At 35.4% G+C, this 15,480-nt stretch carries 14 protein-coding genes; 10 read left to right on the forward strand and 4 right to left on the reverse strand.

The features are described from left to right. The first annotated feature begins 105 nt into the window (after positions 1–105). The 10 genes from IR022_RS01795 to IR022_RS01840 all read left to right on the forward strand — a co-directional run bounded on the left by IR022_RS01795 (position 106) and on the right by IR022_RS01840 (position 10,661). Positions 106–1,050: a diacylglycerol/lipid kinase family protein gene (locus IR022_RS01795; protein ID WP_050708918.1), complete on the forward strand. Its 945-nt coding sequence runs from the start codon at positions 106–108 to the stop codon at positions 1,048–1,050. A 304-nt stretch (positions 1,051–1,354) separates the two neighbouring features. Next, a complete protein-coding gene (locus IR022_RS01800; RefSeq protein WP_050708919.1) occupies positions 1,355–2,101 on the forward strand; it encodes a glycosyltransferase family 2 protein in 747 nt (248 codons plus the stop codon). A gap of 22 nt (positions 2,102–2,123) precedes the next feature. Further along, entirely contained in the window at positions 2,124–3,467 is a 1,344-nt protein-coding gene (locus tag IR022_RS01805) for a hypothetical protein (protein WP_194202391.1), read from the forward strand. Positions 3,468–3,591: 124 nt separating this feature from the next. Beyond that, a complete protein-coding gene (locus IR022_RS01810; protein ID WP_194202392.1) occupies positions 3,592–4,056 on the forward strand; it encodes a hypothetical protein in 465 nt (154 codons plus the stop codon). Between the two features lie 303 nt (positions 4,057–4,359). After that, complete coding sequence (nrfH, locus tag IR022_RS01815) at positions 4,360–4,944, forward strand: cytochrome c nitrite reductase small subunit (RefSeq protein WP_050708922.1); 585 nt, start codon at positions 4,360–4,362, stop codon at positions 4,942–4,944. Positions 4,945–4,960: 16 nt separating this feature from the next. Continuing rightward, positions 4,961–6,460: an ammonia-forming cytochrome c nitrite reductase gene (gene nrfA / locus IR022_RS01820; protein ID WP_194202393.1), complete on the forward strand. Its 1,500-nt coding sequence runs from the start codon at positions 4,961–4,963 to the stop codon at positions 6,458–6,460. Positions 6,461–6,610: 150 nt separating this feature from the next. Next, the gene (locus tag IR022_RS01825; protein ID WP_199330241.1) at positions 6,611–7,873 is read left to right on the forward strand and encodes a cytochrome c biogenesis protein ResB; all 1,263 of its coding nucleotides are present in this window, start codon (positions 6,611–6,613) and stop codon (positions 7,871–7,873) included. Further along, on the forward strand, positions 7,860–8,645 hold the full coding sequence (gene ccsA / locus IR022_RS01830) for a cytochrome c biogenesis protein CcsA (RefSeq protein WP_194202394.1): 786 nt from the start codon (positions 7,860–7,862) through the stop codon (positions 8,643–8,645). Before IR022_RS01825 ends, ccsA begins: the two co-directional genes overlap by 14 nt. Positions 8,646–9,021: 376 nt before the next feature. Continuing rightward, on the forward strand, positions 9,022–10,101 hold the full coding sequence (locus IR022_RS01835; protein ID WP_194202395.1) for an acyltransferase family protein: 1,080 nt from the start codon (positions 9,022–9,024) through the stop codon (positions 10,099–10,101). A gap of 212 nt (positions 10,102–10,313) precedes the next feature. Further along, positions 10,314–10,661 carry a hypothetical protein gene (locus IR022_RS01840; RefSeq protein ID WP_194202396.1) on the forward strand — a complete coding sequence of 116 codons (348 nt, stop codon included), beginning with the start codon at positions 10,314–10,316 and terminating at the stop codon, positions 10,659–10,661. A 77-nt stretch (positions 10,662–10,738) separates the two neighbouring features. On the opposite strand, the gene IR022_RS01845 is transcribed toward IR022_RS01840, so the two are convergent. The 4 genes from IR022_RS01845 to sppA all read right to left on the reverse strand — a co-directional run bounded on the left by IR022_RS01845 (position 10,739) and on the right by sppA (position 15,369). Further along, positions 10,739–11,152 (reverse strand): helix-turn-helix domain-containing protein, encoded by a 414-nt coding sequence (locus IR022_RS01845; protein WP_194202397.1) that lies wholly within the window; start codon positions 11,150–11,152, stop codon positions 10,739–10,741. Positions 11,153–11,256: 104 nt separating this feature from the next. Further along, complete coding sequence (locus IR022_RS01850) at positions 11,257–12,660, reverse strand: TPR end-of-group domain-containing protein (protein WP_194202398.1); 1,404 nt, start codon at positions 12,658–12,660, stop codon at positions 11,257–11,259. A gap of 134 nt (positions 12,661–12,794) precedes the next feature. Then, entirely contained in the window at positions 12,795–13,316 is a 522-nt protein-coding gene (locus tag IR022_RS01855; protein ID WP_194202399.1) for a DUF2314 domain-containing protein, read from the reverse strand. A 247-nt stretch (positions 13,317–13,563) separates the two neighbouring features. Further along, complete coding sequence (sppA, locus tag IR022_RS01860; protein ID WP_194202400.1) at positions 13,564–15,369, reverse strand: signal peptide peptidase SppA; 1,806 nt, start codon at positions 15,367–15,369, stop codon at positions 13,564–13,566. Positions 15,370–15,480 lie beyond the last annotated feature (111 nt).

The raw sequence follows: 15,480 nt of genomic DNA on the forward strand, positions 1-15,480 counted from the left end.
TCCGTATTTTTACCGTTTGATATAATAAGACGAAATGAAATTTTCATTTGTTTGATATCAAAGAATATTATTACTCTTTAGCCAACTAACAATTCTTCTAAAAAGATGAAGCGAAAGAAAAAGAAGATTTATTTTATAATAAATCCTGTATCAGGAACGAAATCGAAAAAAGGATTGCCTGAAAAAACCATGATGCTCGATCCTCATGATTTTGATGTGCATATGTTTATGACGGGTTATGAGGGGCATGCTTCGCAAATAGCAAAAGATGCTGTGGAGAATAATATTGATTATGTTATAGCTGTTGGAGGTGATGGTACTATAAACGAGGTTGCTCGGATGTTGGTAGATACAGATGTTATTTTCGGTATAATACCAAGCGGATCGGGTAATGGATTGGCTCGTGAATTGCATATCCCAATGGATCACGAACAGGCTATTGAGATAATCAGGCAGAATAATGTAAAGAAAATAGATTATGGTATTGCAAACGATAATATATTCTTTTGTACCTGTGGTGTTGGTTTCGATGCAGAGGTTAGCGAAAAGGTGTTGAATCAATCGAGTCGTGGCAAATTGATGTATGCCAAGAGTATGATTGATGTTTTCTATAACTTCAAACCCCAAAAATATAAAGTTACTACGGCTGATGCTACTTTTAATGAGGAAGCATTTCTTGTTACATGTGCCAATGCTTCTCAATATGGTAATGATAGTTTTATAGCTCCTCATGCCGATATTCAGGATGGTATGATGAATATTGCTATTCTTAAACCTCTATCGGTGCTTAATGTTCCTCAGACAGCTATTCAGTTGATGTCGAAAAATATTGAAAATAATTCGAAACTTGTTGAGATTATTACGCCCGAGGTGTTAATAGAAAGGGAGAAAGAAGGTGTAATGCATCTTGATGGAACTGCTATACAAACGGGTAAGGAAATATCTGTTAGAATTGTTAATAGAGGATTAAATGTGTTGGTTCCTAATGAGATACCAAAAACAGGATTTGATGCTCAATCTTTCTTTACAAATATAACTCGTTGGATATAATGCAGCAATCGTTCAGTTTTTAAACTGATTATTATACAGGTGTTTATACTTTTTCTTTTTATTGTCTATAATATTCTAGAGTAGAATACGAGGCTTTAAATGTTTAACAGGCTATAAGATTATTGCTTTTTAATTAGTTAAAAGAATGTTATTGATTTCTAATTGATTCATTAACAAATAGAATCTCATTTATTTTTATTATTTTTGCACTTTGTAATACTTCTATGCTGATTTTAACGATTGGCTTTGATTGATTACCCTTTATTTTTATAAATTTCTGTGTAAAATATAAATAAAAAATAGAATGATTTCAGATAAGAAAGTAGTAGTTGTACTTCCTGCATACAATGCTGCCAAGACTTTACCCCAAACTTATAGTGAGATACCTTTTAATATTGTAGATGAGGTTATCCTTGTAGACGATAATAGTACTGATGATACGGTTGCTGTTGCAAAAAGTATAGGTGTTGCTCATGTTGTGAAACATGATAAGAATAAAGGATACGGAGGTAATCAAAAGACGTGTTACAATAAAGCGCTCGAGTTGGGTGCTGATATTGTGGTAATGCTTCATCCTGACTATCAATATACTCCTAAACTTATAGAGTCGATGTGTTACTTGATAGCCAATGATGTTTATCCCGTTGTTATAGGTTCTCGTATATTGGGTAAAGGAGCTTTAAGAGGAGGTATGCCTTTGTATAAATATGTTGCAAACCGCTTTCTTACTTTCTTTCAAAACTTGCTGATGAGTCAAAAATTATCAGAATATCATACTGGATACAGAACTTATAGTGGTGAGGTATTGAAAAGCATCAACTATAACATAAATTCGGATGACTTTATTTTTGATAATCAGTTTATTGCACAGATTTTCAATAAAGGATATGAGATTGCCGAAATAACTTGTCCTACAAAATACTTCGAAGAGGCATCTTCTATTAACTTTGTCAGAAGTTCTAAATACGGACTAGGTGTGCTAAAAGTTTCTCTTTTGTACTTTTTGCATCGTAATACTTTTTACAAATATCGAATTTTAGATAAATCCTAAGGACTAATATCTTGATTAAGTTATGACTGTGCATACAACTTCGCGAATGAGCAAACAGCGAATATTTCTGATTTTAAGTTTTCTGGTCCTGTTTCTAGGATTTTACAGTAATTTCTGGCAGGCAGCTCGAAGCGAGGCTTTTGGTTGGTTTGATGAATACTCCGAGTGTTTAGCTATTGGTAGAATAGCCCGATCTGAGACCGAAGGTGTGTTTTCGGATGGAGGCTTACCCGGTGTTAATTATGATGCGGCAGTAGTCCCTCCTAACGCTGATATATGGTTTGAGGTTTATTTGGAACAAAGACCCGATTATTTAACCGATAATATTCCTGCTAGTTATGACGTTTATAAAAGTCAAACAGGTGGACAGTTGATCTTCTTCAGTATAGTACAAAAGATATTACCTTTTGATAATAGTGTCAAATTTCAAATTTTACATTGTATAAATGCAATATTATCAGCATTGTGCTTTACCCTATTTTTAGGATGGGTTTTTCGTAATTTTGGTACTATTTCTGCTATTATCGCTTTATTATTAGTTGCTATGTCTAGTTGGATAACTCTTTTCGGACATAGTCTGTGGTGGAGTTTATGGGCAGCTTACATTCCATTTGTAACAATGTTACTTGTGCTAGAATATAGTAATAAAGTAAAAAGGGTGAGCTCAAAGAAGATATTACTATATCTGTTCTTATCGGTGTTTGCGAAGTGTGTTTTCAATGGTTATGAATTTATTTCTACTGCGCTTGTATCTGCGGTGTGTCCTATTATATTTTATTCGTTTTTGGAAGGACAAAAGCTAAAACCTTTCTTGTTGTTTTTTGCAAAAGCAAGTATTACTGCTGTTGTGGCTGTTGCTTTGCAAATAATGATGCTTATTGTGCAAATAAGGTCTGTAACAGGTAGTTTTAGTGTAGCTATTAATTATATAATAACATCATATACGAGGAGATCTTTTAGTGCAGATGATGCTTTTGCTCATTATCCGTATTCCCTTATTTTTAAACGGTATCTAAAAGGCAATGCATTTAATTCGGATTTCTTATCTCAGTATTCTATTGTTATTTACTTTGCATATTTAATTCTAGCTGTAGTGGTATTGGGAGGTGTTGTATATTATTTAAGCAGAGGTTTAGATGAGGCTCGAAAGCGTCTTAATATAACTTTATTGGTTACGGCTGCTGTATCTTCTGTCGCACCATTGTCTTGGTTTATAGTGTTTAAACAACATTCGGCTAATCATTTTCATCTCGACTATATTGTTTGGTATATGCCCTTTCTTTTACTTGGTTTTATTATTATTGGAGAAGGAATATCGTTGATGCTTAATAAGCTTGGTTTATATAACAGAGGGCTTATTAAGTAAAAGCTGGAAATTAAATTTAGTATCTCATACGCAAACTTACAGTGGTTATAATGTAGATGAATGATGAAAAGTCTGAAATTGTAACTGTATATATTACTCGGAAATAATAGTTAATCTTAGGCATATGCGCTATTTTCTTTTTACGATTCTGATCGTTTTGAGTTTTTCTTTAAAGGCTCAAGATACTACTGATTCATCGATGCTTATCAAAATAAATGATATGCTCAATTTCTACGATTTTGAGGAAATGAGGAGTTTTATATTGAAGAATGGCGATCGCAAAACATACTGTCCTAATTATACCGATAATCCTCATTATAAAATGAGCAGCGATAATCTGGAAATATACATGAATCCCTCCAGTGGAGCAGAAGTACAGCCTAAAGACTTAGATTATACTATAATGTACATTGTCTCTAATGCTAATGAAACCCCATTTAACTACTATCTGTATCTGACGAATAAACGTGATGTGTACTTATATGACTACAATAAATATCTGTCAGAAGAATCGGTTCGCAAACATATTCTAGGAGAACTTACCTCTATTTTGATGAAAATGAAAAATGAAATGAAACTTCTTAATTGATTTCTAATCTTATTTTAAATATTCTTTTCGATGTTATGTAACATATGTTAAGAGCATTTTGTCTCGTTTTAGATGCCTGTTGATGATTCCTATCTCTGTTGATCTCACTGTGTTAGACGATGTTTATATAGCATAAGTAAAACTGAATACTTTCGGTTTTTGTTCTTATTTTGTAGTTATACAGGTAGTTGTATTACTCTCATTAGTTTGTTCTTTTAAATTAATATACTATTTTTGTTACTATCTATATGGTATAGATGTAATTTATATGCCATATAAACTAGCAATGATCAATTGTTAACTATGAAGAAGATTTTACAAATACTGCCTATACAATTTATCTTGCCCTTATTTATTATAGGAGGTATTCTGGCTGGACTGGGGGCATATACCATCTATATGTCGCGAGCTCACTCGTATCTTTCTGATAAACCCGAAGCTTGTATTAATTGCCATATTATGACACCCTATTATGCCTCCTGGCAACATAGTGTACATGCTCAGTGGGCTACTTGTAACGATTGCCATGTACCTCATGATAATGTATTGGAAAAATATGCTTTTAAAGCTAAAGATGGATTGTATCATGCTGCCGTATTTACTTTAAGGAAAGAGCCTATTGCTATTCGCCCTCGTGAAGAAAGTTACAAGGTGATTATGGATAACTGTATTAGATGCCACACCGATCTGAATACTGCTATGGTGAAAACCGGCTTGAAGTGTTACAACGATGTATTAGATGGTAATGCAAAAGCTTGTTGGGATTGTCATCGTGATGTGGTTCACGGAACTATAAGCAGTATTGTTTCGGCACCTAATGCTTTGGTTCCCTTACCAAAATCTCCCGTTCCGGAGTGGTTGAAAAAACAAATGCAGAAAAATAACTAAAAAACTATATAAAGCCATGCTACGAAAATTATCAGAAGCCATAAGAAAGAAACCTATAATCGGATGGGGTTTATTCCTTGCCGTGATGGTTGGTGTTTTCTTGTTAGGACTATTGGCAGCATCTATAACGGAACGTCGTGCCGAGATTGCAACTTTATTCAATAATAAGAAAGTAGATATACAAGGAATAGAAGCTCGCAATGAAATATGGGGTGAAAATTACCCTCGTGAATATGAGACTTGGAAAAAGACTCAGAACATGGATTTTAAAAGCAAGCATTTGGGTAATATGCCCGAGGATATATTGGAAAGTCGTCCAGAGATGGTTGTACTTTGGGCAGGATATGCTTTTTCGCAAGATTACTCTGCACCACGAGGTCATATGCATGCCATTGAAGATATAACCAATACTTTGCGTACGGGATGTCCTGAGAATCCGGGTGACGGACCTCAGCCTGCTACCTGCTGGACTTGTAAGAGTCCCGATGTACCTCGTATGATGAATGAAATGGGAATTGAAAATTTCTATAAAGCAAAGTGGGGCGATTTAGGGGCTGAGATTGTAAATCCAATAGGTTGTGCCGATTGTCATGATCCAGTTACTATGAACTTGACGATTACACGTCCTTCACTTATTCAAGCTTTTGAGCGTCAAGGTAAGGATGTGAAAAATGCAACTATGCAGGAGATGCGTTCGTTAGTATGTGCCCAGTGTCATGTTGAATACTATTTCAAAGGAGATGGTAAAGAGCTTACTTTTCCTTGGGATGAAGGTATGACAGTAGAAAAGATGGAAGAGTATTATGATAAAGCCGAATTTTCGGATTGGACTCATGCTTTAAGTAGAGCACCTATGTTGAAGGCTCAACATCCTGACTATGAAACTTTCTTGATGGGACCACACGCTCAACGTGGATTGTCTTGTGCTGATTGCCATATGCCATACAAGGCTGAGGGCGGTATTAAATATTCGGACCATCAGATAATGAGTCCATTAAAGAATATTGCAGGAACTTGTCAGACTTGTCATAAAGACAGCGAAGAACAACTTCGTAACTATGTTTACGAATATCAAGATAAAGCATTAGAGACACGTGATCGTATTGAGACCGAATTGGCTAAAACCCATATTATGGCTAAGGCTGCTTGGGATAAAGGTGCAACTGATGCACAAATGAAAAAATCATTAGATTTAATACGTCAAGCACAATGGCGTTGGGATTTCTCAGTAGCATCTCATGGGGCATCTTTCCATGCACCTGTTGAAACTCAACGAATTTTAGCACATAGCTTAGACAGAACTATGCAGGCTCAAATAGAACTTCAAAAAGTATTGTTTGCACAAGGAGTAGTAGATGTACCAATGCCCGATATATCGAGTAAAGATAAAGCACAAGCTTATATTGGTCTTGATATGAAAACCTTGAAAGATAATAAAAAGAAATGGATAGAAACAGTTGTTCCTAAGTGGATTGAAAAAGCAAAGGAAAATAAACGTTTGATTGCTGAACGATAATTACTATTGATAATAAAACGATATAGTATAAAAGTCTGGTTTTATTCTGAAAAAAGGAGAAAATCAGGCTTTTATTTTGTGTTTGAAGCTTTGTGCTTTAGCAATTAAAGTAAAACGAGAATTGTATAAATATAAGAAGTTTGATAAATAATGGCAGATAATAAGAAACAGATATGGCAATTTCCGTGGAGGTATAGCGAGAGTATTCTCGTTGTATTTGGACTTATGGTTGCGGGATTTGCTTTACAATTGACAATCGGTAAATTTGATTTTTCGCTACTTGCCGATCCCGTAAACGTAAAACTGGGAGGTGCAATTATTGTCTTCCTTGTATTATTTTCCTTTGTGAGGAATACACAGTTTTATCAGTGGTTTTCGGGAGTACCATTTTCCGTTTCACTTATTAGTGCTCTATTGATATTAGGTATTGCGATGGGCTTGATACCACAGATGGTAAAGTTAGACCCTCATGCACATGATTTTTGGACGCTGTTGGGATTAAGACAAGTAACCTCATGTTGGGCATTTGTGCTCATCTATTTTGTAACCTTACTTTCGCTAGGGTCGCTAATTATCCGTAGACTAATCAAATTCAATTGGCGCGATTATGCTTTCTATCTCAATCATATAGGCTTGTGGATACTTTTGTTTGCTTCGGGATTGGGGGCAGCAGATATCAAACGGTACGTGATGCACGTAATGGAGGGCGAAACCGAATGGCGTGTGTATAGCGATAATGACGATGTGCTTGATTTGCCTATTGCCATTCAGTTGAATGATTTTGTGATGGAAGAGTATCCTCCGAAACTGACTATAATAGATAGGGAGTCGGGCGAAGCACAGCCGATAGATAAGCCAGACTATTATCAGATTGACGAGAAAAACCCGATAGGGAAAATCGGAATTTGGGATGTAGCTGTTGAAGAATATATACATGAAGCAGTGCGTAACAGCGATAGTACTTATACGGCTGTTCCTATGCCAGGCTCTACGCCTGCTGCTTTAATAACGGCAAAAAACCGAGAAACAGGAGATGTAAAAAAAGGCTGGGTTTGTGGCGGTAGTCTGGCTCAGTTGTATATGATGCTTCCTTTGACAGATGAGTATGCAATGGTAATGACTCAGACTGAGCCTAAGCGGTTTATGTCCGATATTGATGTATTCACAGAAGAGGGAGAATCAACCCATGCTCAATTGGAAGTGAATAAGCCTTTGAAAATAGGTAATTGGATGATCTACCAATATAGCTACGATAGTACTGCGGGCAAGGCTTCATCTTATAGTAGTTTTGAGTTAGTTTATGATCCGTGGTTATACCCTGTATATTTTGGTATAATACTGTTTGCTTTAGGATCAATCTGTCTGATGTGGTCGGGTAATAAAAAGAAAGGAGTGAAGAATGACGTGGAGTGAATATCTTTGGTTTGCCATACCGGCTATTATTTGTTGGTTGTCGGCCGCAGGAATAGTATATATTTCCAATAAAAAAAATCTGGCTAATGCCTTGATGATATTAGGCACAATTATTTTCGGAGCGTTTATCGTTGGTTTATGGATAGGGCAGGAGCGTCCACCGTTGCGAACCATTGGCGAAACCCGTTTATGGTATTCTTTCTTTTTGGCGACCATCGGTTTTGTTACCTATCGACATTGGAAGTACGATTGGATGCTTTCGTTTTCGGCTGTTGTAGCTACCGTATTTGCTTGTGTGAATATTTTTAAACCCGAAATACATTCAACAAACCTTATGCCTGCTTTACAGAGTTATTGGTTTGTACCTCACGTAACGGTTTATATCCTTTCGTATGCCATGTTTGGAGCTGCGGTAATTGCCGCTTTCATTCAACTATCGCGATTGAATAAGGGCAAAGAAGATGCTCAGCTGTATGCCTTTATCGACAATATTGTATACGTAGGTTTTGGTTTCCTTATACTTGGTATGTTGATGGGCGCTGTGTGGGCAAAAGAGGCTTGGGGGCATTATTGGTCGTGGGATCCTAAGGAAACTTGGGCATTTATAACGGCTGCCGCTTATCTGGTATTCATTCATATGCGTTTACAACAATATCACAAGCGTTTTGTATTGTGGATGATTCCTATTGCTTTTGTTCTTTTGATGATTACATGGATTGGTGTAAACTACCTGCCTGCTGCACAAGGCAGTATTCATGTATATTCTAATTGAAGATTCCAGATCTAGCTATTACTTTAGTTCGTAAAGCAAAAATCACTGCTTATTTACTAAAGTTTTGAAAAGATATTTTATACTATTGAAAAAGATAAGTCAGGCTTTATGCTTGACTTATTCTTTTTAGTATTCTCTTGTAAATGAGATGAAATAGTGATCCTTTTGCTGTGTCTTACACGCATCACCCCCTGTGAAATATCACCCCTTCAATGTATGTTTTGATAGTGTGAGTAGATCTACTTTTTCTCTGATCTAGAGCCATTTTTTATGCTTTTTTGCTCTTTTTTTATATAAAATGATTTTCGAATAAACAATCTTATGCTATTACAGTTATAATAGGCAGAAGTTGTTGTTTGATTATTTATTAGGTTATATGGGTATAAGCTTTTACAGTATAAGTAAGGAGCAAAAAGATGTGATTAAGGGGATTGCTATGGTTTTCATTGTTCTTCATAACTTTCTTCATTGGACAAATGCAGTTGGAGAGAATGAGATGAATTTTGACTCTAATCGGATTTATAATCTTTTTGAATTCATCGGAGGCGATGTTACACGATTGTTTAATGGCTTATTTTCCTATTTTGGTTTCTATTTTCTAGAATTATTTATTTTTATTAGTGGCTATGGATTGGCAAAATACAACATCAATAGTACTACTCCTATGTACAAGAAGTATATTATTCCTCGGGTCATAAAACTTTATGCTTTATTGATATTCGGAATCATAGTATACTTTTTCCTTTTTTACAGAGCTTTTGATATGGAATGGTTTACTGCTTTCGTCACGTCTTCTCTACTGATGTATAACAATTTTTCGTTTTACCGCATCTTTATGTTTATCGGTCCGTGGTGGTATTTCAGCCTTATACTTCAATTATATATTTTATTCCCTCTTCTTTACAAAGCCTTAGATCGCTACAAAGAAAAGGGATTCTTTGTTTTAATAGCACTGAGTTATGTATTGATATTTCTTCTTACGCCCATTGCTAATAAGTGGGATGTTCCTATCTATGGTAACTTCTTAGGGCATTTACCCGAATTTTTATTGGGAATGGGATGTGTAATGTTTGAGCGGCTAAAGTTCACATGGAAAGTGATGATTCCGGCTATGGTAGTTTTTATTTTGTCGAATTTCCTAGAATTCTTCTTTCCTTTCAGCTTTTTATCGGCTACCATTCTGATGCTTTGGTTCTTTCATGCAATAATAAATATGCCGTCTAATCGGATAATGCGTGCTTTTAAATTGCTAGGTGTAATCAGTATGTTTATGTTTCTTATCAATGGTCCTTTACGATTATACACGATGCCTTATTTGGCGAGGGGAGAACCTCTACAAGTTTTATTGGGTTCATTTATTCACTTGACAATCGTAATAATGGTTTCGTATATGCTGTCTTTGTTATATTATAAAACAGTAGAGCCATTAACTCTCAAACTTATAAGTAAATTATAGAGTGTAGGGTTATTTTTCTTCGTATTCCTTTAGTAGTGTTATAAAGTTGGGATCACTATTAATAAGTATCAGACCTTTTTATTGACTGATAAGGTGTTTTATCAGATATTTTGCTGATAATATCAATTGCATTTCTGATATTTTATCAATAGAACTGATAGGTTTTAAAGACGGGGTTTTGTTGTTTTGTGATAGAACAAAACACATCTATTATGACTTTACAAACAGATAAGAATACAAAGCATAACCGCCCGATTGACGATGCTTTTGAAAAAGTGCGGCAGTGGATGACTGATAAAGAGATCGAAAATTTTTCAGTAGATGAAAACCATTTTGGAGTTCTTTTAGGTATGATTCTGGATAGGCACAAAGCTATTCGTAAGCATATTGAATTTTTAAGAGAAAAGGCGAATGCAGAATGGTCGGAATACCTTTTGTGTATGGATGAAAGTATACAAGTTTCCCATTTTTTTTATCAGTCGGCTCTTTGTCAATTTAATGATGATTATACGGCGTATGTGCAAACCCTGAACACGCTGGTTCAAAACCTGAGAGAGTAAGCATCTGTTTTCTTATAGAAAAGAGAAAAGTCAGGACTTTATGCCTGACTTTCTTGATTGTATGTATTTTTAGATCGTTATTTTTTTTCCTTTAATACCTCATGTAATAATGATGAGATTGTTTCTTCTTTTTCTTTTAGCATTCGTTCGTATAAAGCATTCTTTTCATTATATAGCTCTACAATCTTATCAATAGGATTGAAAGTTGGTTGCCAGTTGATTGCAGAAGAATAATTGTCGAATGTATTAGCGACAATATTAATAGAAGCACCATCGTTGAGTTCTGTAATTGCTTCTACGGGAACACCCAGAACTTTAGCGATTTTTTCTAAAACCTCCTGTTCTAGTTTATCCTTTTTTTCGTAACCCGAAAGTGTAGCTTGCGAGACACCTATTTGATCTGCCAAAACATCTTGTTTGATGTTTCTCCATTCTCTCCAGTGTTTTACATTTGCTCCGTGATTATTACCCTTTAATGTGGTTGCTTCCATCTATATATTGTGTATAAGTAAATGATAATTTGAATGCTATATCTTATTGCAAAAATAGGAAAATTAATTTAGTAATGCTCTTCGTAAATAATATTAATGATCCATTACTTCGATTGGTTTTCTTTTTCTTCGTATTCCTTTATTAATGCTATAAAGTCGGGGTCGTTTCGGAGAGAGTCCCACTCTGAGTGCTTATTGAAATTCCTTATTGTCTCTTTATAATCTCTTTCAAGACTAGTTTCTAGATATTTAAGAGCCTTAGTCTTATTTAAGAGCAATGCATGTAAATTAGCTAATCGATAGCTATATGTCCAATAACTGTATAATTTGTCGGCAATGAGAGTCTTTTCTATTGCTTTTTTTATATTCTGCTCGAAGCTCCATTCAAAATATAAATTAGCTAAAGTTGCATTTAATAGTTTGTCATTTATTTCTTCAACCTCTTTTCTTATTTCTTCTATTCTACCAGCATTTTGATCAAAGCTACTTTCCGTTCTGTATTTTATTATTTCTTTTATAAGCAAATCTATGTTGACTTCTTTTGTTGTGTAACTTCTGCGTGAAGCCCCTTCTTCGTAGAGTCTGATTGCATCTTTAATATGCCGTTTTGTGATTTCTAGCTGTCCTTTTGCGTTTTTATGTTCATCGCTTATTTCTACAATCGAATTTATTGTATTCTGTAAAGACGTAAAAGGCTTATAAAGAATGTCTGGAGTTTGTAATCCAACTTCACTATGTAGCCTTAGCATAAATAAATCGGCATCGTAGCCCTTTATCAGGTATGAATTGTTATTCGGCAAATCGAGTAATCTCTCTTGAACCCGTTGAGAGGGTTCATTGTCTTTGTAACCAATCCAATATAAATCGTTGGTAAAAGAGCCTAAATCTGCTATTTCATCTAATATCTTATCTTCGCCACTGTAACCAATAACTATCCATGTACGACGTTCTGCTATTCTGTTAAGAAAAGGAGAGCATATTTTCGATATCTTTTTTAGTTCGTTATCGGTATTCAGCATCCACAAACCACGATGTGTACCGTGCAGATATGTAACCGACTGTGTTTCTATATGAGAAGTAGGAAGTTCTTTAAGTATCGACAAATCGTATATTGGGGGAAACAAGTTGTACATTGCCATTGCCCGTAATATAAGATTATCAAAATTTACAGTCAGCACATAATCAACGTATCCCTCTTTGATGAGGTGAGCCAGATAAATATAACCAACATTTATTTTAGCTTTTTCTATATAATTATTCAGAAGGTCGTTACGCTCAGTAGTGTTGAGGCAAGACATTAGTTTTGCATAAGTGCGATCTTCTTTTTTGAGCCTCTTTATGGCTGGCTTATTCTTAAATTTAGAGAGTATATCATTACTTATATCCTCTGCAAGAGGTATATTGCCTGCAGCAGACATACCAGCACCCAGAAATATTATAGGTTTATTTTTACTGTTTTTGGCATCTTTCAGTAAATATGCAATATCTTCTATATGTCCTTCTGTCATTGTGCGTTTTACGGTATAAAGTTGATTGGTTACCCAAAGTTAAGAAACAATATTTATATTTTTTTATTTCAGCTAATGATATTGTAAGAGACTATATTTGTTGTACTTGCCTGAGCAGTGAGAAGTTGCAGCTATTATTCGGAAAGAGGAGCAAATGTAAAGTCATTTTCCATTAGAAAAGCAGATTTTTCGTCATCGCTCATTCTGTCAACAAAAACACGCATCGTATATGCTCCATAAGTTAGGTTGGAGGAGGTGTCGGTGTACATCCAATCGCTGATCAGATTTTTATCAATCGTAATGGTATCGCCAAATTGAACTTGGGTATCGTATAGAGGTTCATTAGATACTATGCCGAAGAAATTGTTGCCATCGTAAGTAAGTTCGCTTACCCACATGTGTTCTTTGCTGCCGTCTTTAGTGGGAAATCCTTCTTTGACCACAAAATTTGTATATCTATTGGTTTTTTGATTTTCGATAAATGCTTTTTCGAATTGATTGAAAGTTTCTTTTGCTTTATCCATCGCTATGTTAATCTCTTTGTCATCTTCTTTGATGTACGAGATATTTTCGTCCTCAGTGCTTTTACTTTTGTTACTACAACTGATAAGACCCAATGTGATGATGCTTGCGAGAATAAGAAAACCTTTTTTCATGATTTTGAAATTGTTGAAATGATGTTAATAAAGTGCTGTTTGCATGTTAATAACTAGGAAAAACCTGTTAATAACTAAAGACGAAAATACTAAATATTGTTGATAACTGCACCTCCTATTGTTAGGAAGTTGTGCGTAAGGCTCTCTTATCTGTTGATAATGAGCAAAAAAAAGAACCGGATATAAAACCCGGCTCTTTTCAAATTGAAAGAATATTACTATTAATTGAGTAAAAAATAGTCTGTGTTTAGTAACTGATTCTATCGGGCATCATAGCCATTTGCATATCGAACGATTGAATATGTTGTTTAAGTATATTTTTCTCGAAATTGGTTTCGCTCATAAAGAATTTTAATGCCTGCATTTTTGAGTTACTGAAAGAGTCTTCTAACATTTGAGCGAAAAGGGTTTTCTTCTCGGGATATTTTGAGATGCTGTAATCGGTAACTTTAGCTTGTTCGGCAGCAATTTTTATAGCGTCTTCTATTCCTCCGATTTTATCAACAAGACCTAATTTGATGGCTTGCGATCCTGTCCATACACGTCCTTGACCAATAGAGTCTATTTCGGCTTTGGTCTTTGAGCGTCCATCGGCACAACGGGTGATAAATAGGTCGTAACCCGACTCTATGTATTTTTGAAGTATTTGTTTTTCGTCGTCATTGAAGCTTCTCGAGAAACCTGCAAAAAGAAATGGTATGCCAAATGTAGTACCTCCAAATGAGCTGTGTTTGTTGGTATTTATTTCGTCGAAAGAAAATCCGATCTTTTTAGATAGTTCTTCACCTTCGGGAATCAATCCAAAAATACCGATCGATCCGGTCAATGTAGAGGGCTGAGCTACAATTGTATTGGCTGCACAAGAGATGTAATATCCACCCGAAGCTGCATAATCTCCCATCGATACAATAACGGGTTTCTTAGCTTTCAGTTCCACTACTGCATTCCATATCTGCTCCGATGCATAGGCGCTTCCTCCGGGAGAGTTTACGCGAAATACTACGGCTTTTACCTCATCGTTATCTCCTAATTTTTGTAGTTCCTTTACATATTCCTGAGCAGTAATGGTAGAACCTGAACTGAATATATTGCTTTCGCCGCTGTCTACAATTGCACCTTCGGCATACAGTACTGCTATTTTGGTTTTTGTATCTCCTTCTTTTTTGAATTTCACACCTTCCATGTTATCAATACTAGCCAGATTTAGCTTTTTGTCGGCTTCTATATCTACCAAGGTTTTCAGATAAGCTTCTACACCTGGTTTGTACATCAAAGTATCTACTAAGTTGTATTGAACAATAGAGTCGGCAGGCATAAAAGTAAGACATCTGTCGGCATAGGTATTCAGTGCATCCACTGATATGGCACGGCTTTCGGAGATTCCTGCTAATAGATGCGACCAAATATCATTCAAATAAGATGTGCGTTGTAGGCGGTTGGCTTCACTCATTTTGTCTTGAATGAAAGGTTCTACTGCCGATTTGAATGTTCCTACTTTGAATACCTGATAGTTGATACCCAATTTATCGTTCATATTCTTTGTGAAGATAAGGTTAGAGCTTATTCCTCTGAAATCGAACGATCCTTTAGGATTCATGATCACTTTATCTGCTACAGAAGCTATATAATAGGTGTTCTGTAAATAACTGTCGGCATAAGCTACAATAAACTTACCCGTTGTTTTGAAGTCGATCAATGCGTCTCTTATCGGGTCTATATTGCCCAATCCTCCATTTAATGATCCGGCTTTAATATATATCCCTTTGATTTCGTCGTTTTCTTTTGCTTTTTTTATAGCATCAAGTATGCCTTCGAGACCTAGAGTAGCGGGGGTTCCCATTATCTTATTGAGAGGGCTCGATTCGCTTCTTTCGCCTAGATTTCCTTTTAAATCGAGGGTAAGTATTGTTTTGTCTTTGAGGTTATAAGTTTCGGTACTTCCCATGGCAGCAATGACTCCTGCAAAGATCATTATAGAGAAGACCGTCAGTATGACCGATCCGATGATGACTCCTAAAGTAGAGGCTAGTAAAGTTTTGAAAAAGCTTTTCATATTGGTTCTTTTATTTAGTGTTTTTTTTGAAGTTTTAATTCTATCTGTTTTAATCAGGCTTATTAAACCTTTTTTGATTAATGTAAATTATATTATTAGATACTTTGATCT

Origin of the sequence: Dysgonomonas sp. GY617, assembly GCF_015233815.1 — a bacterium.
In the GTDB taxonomy this organism is placed as follows: Bacteria; Bacteroidota; Bacteroidia; order Bacteroidales; family Dysgonomonadaceae; genus Dysgonomonas_A.